Source organism: Microcoleus sp. N9_B4, from assembly GCF_036701635.1.
Taxonomy (GTDB): domain Bacteria; phylum Cyanobacteriota; class Cyanobacteriia; order Cyanobacteriales; family Microcoleaceae; genus Microcoleus.
In genome coordinates this window covers 22,870-29,294 of sequence record NZ_JAUBRC010000069.1, presented here as the reverse complement: position 1 = coordinate 29,294, position 6,425 = coordinate 22,870, and the positions used below count along the sequence as shown (strand labels likewise).

The following is a 6,425-nucleotide window of genomic DNA, read 5'->3' as shown; positions in this document are numbered from 1 at the left end:
GATTGTTGGGAAGCCGCGCCCAGCTCATCCATTGTGATTGTAGTTTGATTTACAGAGCTCGATTGCTGTGCGGCTGTACGTTCCTGCTGTTCCACTGTGGCCGCAATCTCTGTGGAAGAACTGGCGATCGTATTCACTGCGTCACTAATTGTTTTAGCAATACCTGAAGAGATTAAAAAGGCAGCAAGTAAGGCGATCGTGATGCCTAAGACGGCACCAACCAAAACGGCAGCGACTAAAAATCTGATATTTTCTTCTGCCTTGGAAGTTGCAGCGTCCAAAATTTCATGCTCTTTTTCATTAAAAGAGCGATTTAATTCGTTAAATTCATTGATGATTAATGTCCCTTTTTTTGTGGCAAAAACTTCTAGCGCTTCTTTTTGCTTTCCTTGCTTGACTAAATTAATCATTTGTCCAGAAAAATCATCATATTGTTTTTGTAAGCCCATTAATTTTTGCAATCGCTCTTTTTGGCTGGGATTTTCAATCGTCTTGCCTAGAGATGCTGCTGTTTCTTCAAATGTTTGTAAAGTTTTCTGGTAAGCATTTAAATAATCTCCATCCTTGATCAGAAGATAGCCCCTAGTATCTCCCACCATCTGGGCCATGTAAAAACTCATATAATCTGTCCCTTCTATGGCAATAAGCGAGATTTTTGTTTGTTTATATGACTCGGCTATCTTACTGGCGCTAGAGAAAACTGGCGCTACTAATCCTACAAATAAAGCAATGGGAACTGCATATCCGAGTAACATCTGGTTTCTCAGCTTTAAGTTGACAAACATAGCAATCTCTCCTTTGGGATTAGGTAGCTGAATTATCTGATTGTCACCATTGATTCACACTCATAAATAAAAACCTGGCAAAACTTAATGTCGAGCAAGCGATGCAGGCCAAGCCTTTAGGATTAACGGTTGTTCTACCTGCTGCGATTTTGGTTGGATAAATCTTGTTTATTCGATTGTAGCGGGAAATTGAAGAACGAAACCCACACATCGTCAAATTCTCTCCCCCACTCTTCCTCTCTCCCACTATTGATTGGGGTTCAAGTCGATCGCATAAATGTTACAACTTAGTTAAGCAACAAAATTTTGAGTTCATGGAAATAGTAGTGACGCTGGTGCTGGGTGCGGTGCTGTTTGTCTGGGGAATGCGGTTCGGGCGAGTGTTAGTTCGATCGGGAGTGACGGCTAATGATTTGTTTAAGGGCAGAAATTCGATCGCCCTGCTGTTTTTGGGTTTTTATATTGCCTTGCTGCTACTGGCTCTAAATATGCCTCAAATGCCTGTTTTGCCGATCGAGTGGCGCTTTCACGGGATGCGAGTTACTTGGACTTTGCTACGAGTGATGTTGATGGGAGTCTGCGGTATTGGGTTTAGTATAAGTTGGTTGACAGCGCGATCGCAAGTAATCGCAGTAATCTTAATTGGCTTGCTGGGATTGGGAGGATTTACAGGCGCTGAAAACTATTTTATGGCGCCAATTTACGCTGATTTAATAGATAATTTGCGACCCAACGGTGTATTTCGACAAACATCTAACAGCAGTTGCGCGCCGGCGGCCCTAGCAACAGTGTTAAGGCGTTGGGGAATCGATGCCACGGAATCGAGTGTAGCGCGTTTTGCCCGGACGAGTCGCTTGGGAACTTCCATGCCGCAGTTAATTATAGCAGCAAGAGCTTTGGGCGTAAATGCGATCGAACTGGCGCCGACTTGGGAGCAAATTCAGCAAATTAATCGCCCCGGAGTGCTAGCAGTTTGGCTGTTTGACGGCCCTCGGAAGCTACCCCACGCCGTGGCTTTGCTGGGAATGAATGACAGTATTGCTGCCATTGGAGACCCGGCACGGGGGAGGATTTTCTATTTAGATAGAGCAACTTTTGCCCAGGTTTGGCGCGATCAATACGTGCCGATTTTCCGGTCTGCGGATATCTTGTTAAGCAATCAGCAAGCTATTGACTATTTGAGTAAATTAGGATATAATAGCGGCAATTTGAAAGCAGATATCGAGCGCTTTCAAACCGATAAAAAATTGCAAGTCAGCGGCAACTTAGACCGGATGACGGAATTAATGTTGAGCGGCAGTTTTTTGGAAGGAACCCCCCGATTGGATGGGAAATAGTTATTAAAAATCGTCAACCGCAGAGGCACTATTGACCGACAGAAAATAGGAATCATGCGGTTTTTTTAAAACAATCTTTGAGTCATCCGTTCCTAGCGATCGCAAATATGCGATCGCCCCAGCAGATAATCGGCGATCGCACCTTGGTAGCGTGGCTGCCTGAAATTACCGTAAGCGTAGGCAGTTGCATCTAATTCCTCGTATATTTTTACCCTCGATCGCACCTTGGCTACGCCTCACCGTTTTTGACAATTGGGAACAGTTGAATCGCTCATTTTAGGCTCAGACAGCTTGACTTCCCATCCAGGTAAATTCCACCAATTAACTCGTTGATTCGGCTGAATCCAAAAGTTTAGTTGCGTGATCTTGCCATCCTCAAATCTGAGTGTGGGAAAGGTAGGATAACTGGTATCATCGGTTTCGCGATAAGTGCGTCCCAGGTAATTTAGGCAGGTCGTTAATCCGTCAGTAATTCCCAATTCTTCCACTCCCGTTCCCTTCAATTTGGCATCATCGTAGCTGAAAGAACCGTCGAATGAATTGCCCGCTAACCCGCCTTTGGTAACAGTGATGGTGAAATCGTAGGTGACGGGAACTGCGTAGGCTTGGGTTGCAGTTACAACTGTGCTCAGAAGAGTCGTGGCGATGGCCACCGAGAGTTTTGAAATTGCTTGCACACTCGCATCCCGAAAAAGAACAACACTATAAATTTCGCTTTCAGCCATCGGGAAACTCCTTAACTACGCTTCTCTCGTAAGTGATTTTTCGGATATGATATCATAAGCAATAAGTTAAATGCGATCGCAGCAGAGTGCCAACCGAACAAAAATTACCGCCCCTGGTTAATCATGTATACTTTTTTTCACTGAAAACCCCAAGAGTAAACCCTGGTCTTTAATCGTCCAGAATTAACTCAGTAGATTTAACCACATTCATTCCCGCCGCCGCAAATTTTTGATAAGCTGCATCTGCTTGTTCCGTGAAATCAACAACACCCGGAACCACCACAGGCGAACTGCAATCTTCCAGCAAATAAACCTTCTTTGCCAAATTCGGATCTCGCGCCAAAATTTCCGTTAACAAATCATCAATTGTCCAAGCAACGCAGTGACTTTTGGCTTGTCCGGCAATAATTATTGCATCAAAATCGAGTAATTTATCAATAAACTTAGCATTCTTTTCCGCAATCGGATTGCCGTCGAATCCATCTAACACTTCAGGGCGCAAAACAGAATAGTTTTCTGTCAGTGGATTCCCGCCTTTGATTTCAAAAAGTGCTTGGCTGTTGCGGGCTATAGTATGAAAAAATATTGCTTCTTCCACCGCCGAAACCAGCGCGTGTCCGATGCCACCTAACATCGAGTGATAAGGCCAAATTGTCAGGGGATATTTCCCATCGGCGCTGAGTTTTTTGACGTAGTTCCAAGCCTGTTTTTCCAGTGCTGAAAAATTGCCCCCGCTGATGCTATCGGCGACGGCTGGATTGACTTTCCAGATGCCTTGCTGCACGTCTTCTAAAGTAATTGATGTGGCGGCGGGTAGGGGGTGTTCGCCAGCTTCGTTGATCCAAAAGATTGGATGAAAAATTTGCATGGCGGTGTGGGTATCCATTGTGGGCGCAATGGTTGTAATTGCATTTAAATTACGGTAAATAAATTCGCACAGCCGCAGGTTGTCATCGACAGCACCGCTACCGGAACGGCCGCCAACAAATAGTTCAAATTCGGGCAAACAAAAGGTATTTTGGGCATCGATTATCAGCAAACAAATCTGATTTTTGTCGCTGGCGGCGGGCTGGATGTTGTGCTGTTTGGCCCAATCTTTCGCTTGGGCGGCGCGTTCTTGGTAGGGGACTCGCCAGACTTCGCCTACTTTTTTGAGGTCGAAATGTTCGGGGATTGGAAGTTGGGCTTTTGGTGTCATGACGATCGCTTTTAGGGTAGTTTACAGTAATAATTTAAGTTTGCAGTATAATGCTGATAAATATTTGCGGGTGAATCATGGCAAAAGCACGAATCCAAGATTATGCTAGGGTAAAATTTAAACGCATAGTGTTGTTTTTTTCGATCGCCCTTTTGCTCGCTCTCTTAATTGTAGCAACTAGATCTGCCTACGTTCAAGATGTTTTGAGAACTCTGTTAATGCGGATCGAGGATTTAGGGTGGTGGGGGCCAGTGGCTTTTGTCGCTACTTACAACTTGGCTACTGTGCTGTTTGTACCGGGTTCGGTACTGACGCTGGGAGGGGGGGCGATTTTTGGTTTGTGGTGGGGTTCAGTTTACGTATTTGCGGCTTCCATTTTAGGTGCTGTATTTGCTTTTGCGATCGGGCGCTATTTGTGCCGCGATCGCGTGGTAAAATATATGCAATCTCACCCCAAGTTTAAAGCTCTCGATCGCGCAGTTTCCCAACAAGGATTAAAAATAGTTTTTTTGACTCGTCTTTGTCCTTTATTTCCTTTCAATTTATTGAATTACGCTCTGGGAATTACTCAAGTTTCTTTGAAAGACTACGTGCTGGGTTCCTTTGGCATGATACCGGGTACAGTTATGTACGTTTACTCGGGTTCTTTGGTGGGAGAGGTTGCTGCGATAGGCACGGAAACTGTGTATGCAAGTCCTCAAGATTCCGCAGTAAAATGGTTGATTAATATTATCAGTTTTCTGGCTACTGTCGCTGTTACTGTCTTTATCACTCGGATAGCCAGCAAAGCTTTGGAAAAAAGTATTTAATTAGGAGAATTTGCCAATGTCGCAGTCAAAACTCGATCGCGTAACTGTCCCCCCGATGGACGAACACAACCAGAAATTAGTCTCCTATTTGCATCCGCCCGATTGGGTAAATCCGCAGCCTGCTAGTTCTTATAATTTAGTAGTAATTGGCGCGGGGCCCGCTGGATTAATTGTGGCTGCCGGTGCCGCAGGTTTGGGCGCGAAAGTTGCTTTGATTGAAAAACATTTGATGGGCGGCGACTGTTTGAATGTCGGTTGTGTGCCGTCAAAAGCTTTAATTCGATCGTCTCGGACTGTTGGCGATATCTGGGAAGCAAGTAAATTTGGTGTTAATGTTTCTGACAATGTAGAAGTGGATTTTGCCGCTGTGATGGAACGGCTGCGCCGGATTAGGGCGGGAATCAGCGATGTTGATTCTGTTGAACGCTACCAGTACAAATTAGGAGTTGATGTTTTTTTAGGTTCGGGTCGTTTTACTAGCAACAATACAGTAGAAGTTGCAGGTCAAACTCTCCGCTTTAAAAAAGCAGTAATTGCCACAGGTGCAAGGGCGCGACAACCACAAATTCCCGGCTTACAAGAAGCTGGATATCTGACAAATGAAACTGTCTTTAACCTCACAGAAAGACCTCAGCGTTTGGCAGTAATTGGGGCAGGGCCGATCGGCTGCGAATTGGCTCAAGCCTTTCGGCGGCTGGGTTCGGAAGTCGTATTGCTGCACAAAAATGCTCAAATTTTAGACAAGGAAGATGCGGAGGCTGCTAAAATCGTGCAGCAGGCTTTTGTACGCGAAGAAATTCAACTAATACTAGAATCCCAAATAGAGCGCGTTGAGAAAACAAATGCAGGCAAAGTAATTTATTATAAATGTCAAGGTAAGGAAGCATCGGTAACAGTAGATGAAATTATTGTGAGTACAGGGCGATCGCCTAACGTGGAAGGATTGAATCTGGAGGCGATCGGCGTTGAATACGATACACAAAAAGGCGTATTTGTCAACGACAATTTGCAAACTACTAATCCCCGCATTTATGCCGCCGGCGATATTTGCATGAAACATAAATTTACTCACGCTGCTGATTTTGCCGCGAGAATGGTAATTCAAAACACTCTATTTTTCGGGCGCAAAAAGCTCAGCGCTTTAACGATACCTTGGTGTACTTACACAAACCCGGAAATTGCGCGCGTCGGAATTGGGGAACACGAGGCTAAGGAAAAAGGCACTGATATCGATACATTTTTAATTCCTTTCAGTCAAGTCGATCGGGCAATTATTGACGGGGAAGAGGAAGGATTTGTGAAAATTCACGTCAAGAAAGGCAGCGATAAAATATTAGGTGCAACTATTGTTGCGCGCCACGCTGGGGATATGATCAGCGAGATTACTTTGGCAATGGTTAACAATATTGGTTTGGGAAAGATTGCTAGCACAATTCACCCGTATCCAACACAAGCTGATGCAATTCGGAAAGCGGGAGATGCTTACAATCGCACTCGTTTGACGCCGTTTGTGAAAAATTTGTTTAACCGCTGGCTGGCTTGGACGCGATAGTTTGAACTGTATTGAATCA

7 protein-coding genes are annotated in these 6,425 nt (G+C 44.7%); 3 read left to right on the top strand and 4 right to left on the bottom strand.

Translation table 11 applies throughout. The annotated features are described in order from the left end of the window. A partial coding sequence (locus QUA43_RS28420) for a CHASE3 domain-containing protein (protein WP_333378838.1) occupies positions 1-785 on the bottom strand: 785 nt, incomplete at its 3' end. Positions 786-1,099: 314 nt separating this feature from the next. Here QUA43_RS28420 and QUA43_RS28415 point away from each other — a divergent pair. Next, positions 1,100-2,122, top strand: coding sequence for a cysteine peptidase family C39 domain-containing protein (locus tag QUA43_RS28415; protein WP_333378836.1), 1,023 nt, complete (start codon positions 1,100-1,102; stop codon positions 2,120-2,122). Between the two features lie 92 nt (positions 2,123-2,214). On the opposite strand, the gene QUA43_RS28410 is transcribed toward QUA43_RS28415, so the two are convergent. The 3 genes from QUA43_RS28410 to QUA43_RS28400 all read right to left on the bottom strand — a co-directional run bounded on the left by QUA43_RS28410 (position 2,215) and on the right by QUA43_RS28400 (position 4,045). After that, positions 2,215-2,346 (bottom strand): hypothetical protein, encoded by a 132-nt coding sequence (locus QUA43_RS28410; protein WP_333378834.1) that lies wholly within the window; start codon positions 2,344-2,346, stop codon positions 2,215-2,217. Positions 2,347-2,358: 12 nt separating this feature from the next. Further along, positions 2,359-2,847 carry a hypothetical protein gene (locus tag QUA43_RS28405; protein WP_333378832.1) on the bottom strand — a complete coding sequence of 163 codons (489 nt, stop codon included), beginning with the start codon at positions 2,845-2,847 and terminating at the stop codon, positions 2,359-2,361. Between the two features lie 169 nt (positions 2,848-3,016). Then, the gene (locus QUA43_RS28400) at positions 3,017-4,045 is read right to left on the bottom strand and encodes an isochorismatase (RefSeq protein WP_333378830.1); all 1,029 of its coding nucleotides are present in this window, start codon (positions 4,043-4,045) and stop codon (positions 3,017-3,019) included. 77 nt (positions 4,046-4,122) lie between these two features. Here QUA43_RS28400 and QUA43_RS28395 point away from each other — a divergent pair, with 77 nt between their 5' ends. Both QUA43_RS28395 and QUA43_RS28390 read left to right on the top strand, forming a co-directional pair. After that, entirely contained in the window at positions 4,123-4,854 is a 732-nt protein-coding gene (locus QUA43_RS28395; RefSeq protein ID WP_333378828.1) for a TVP38/TMEM64 family protein, read from the top strand. 16 nt (positions 4,855-4,870) lie between these two features. Continuing rightward, positions 4,871-6,406 (top strand): mercuric reductase, encoded by a 1,536-nt coding sequence (locus tag QUA43_RS28390; protein WP_333378826.1) that lies wholly within the window; start codon positions 4,871-4,873, stop codon positions 6,404-6,406. Positions 6,407-6,425 lie beyond the last annotated feature (19 nt).

Excerpts from the sequence above, each read along its gene's own strand:
- QUA43_RS28415 (WP_333378836.1), top strand. The coding sequence starts at position 1,100 with ATGGAAATAGTAGTGACGCTGGTGCTGGGTGCGGTGCTGTTTGTCTGG.
- QUA43_RS28405 (WP_333378832.1), bottom strand. The coding sequence starts at position 2,847 with ATGGCTGAAAGCGAAATTTATAGTGTTGTTCTTTTTCGGGATGCGAGT.
- QUA43_RS28400 (WP_333378830.1), bottom strand. The coding sequence starts at position 4,045 with ATGACACCAAAAGCCCAACTTCCAATCCCCGAACATTTCGACCTCAAA.
- QUA43_RS28395 (WP_333378828.1), top strand. The coding sequence starts at position 4,123 with ATGGCAAAAGCACGAATCCAAGATTATGCTAGGGTAAAATTTAAACGC.
- QUA43_RS28390 (WP_333378826.1), top strand. The coding sequence starts at position 4,871 with ATGTCGCAGTCAAAACTCGATCGCGTAACTGTCCCCCCGATGGACGAA.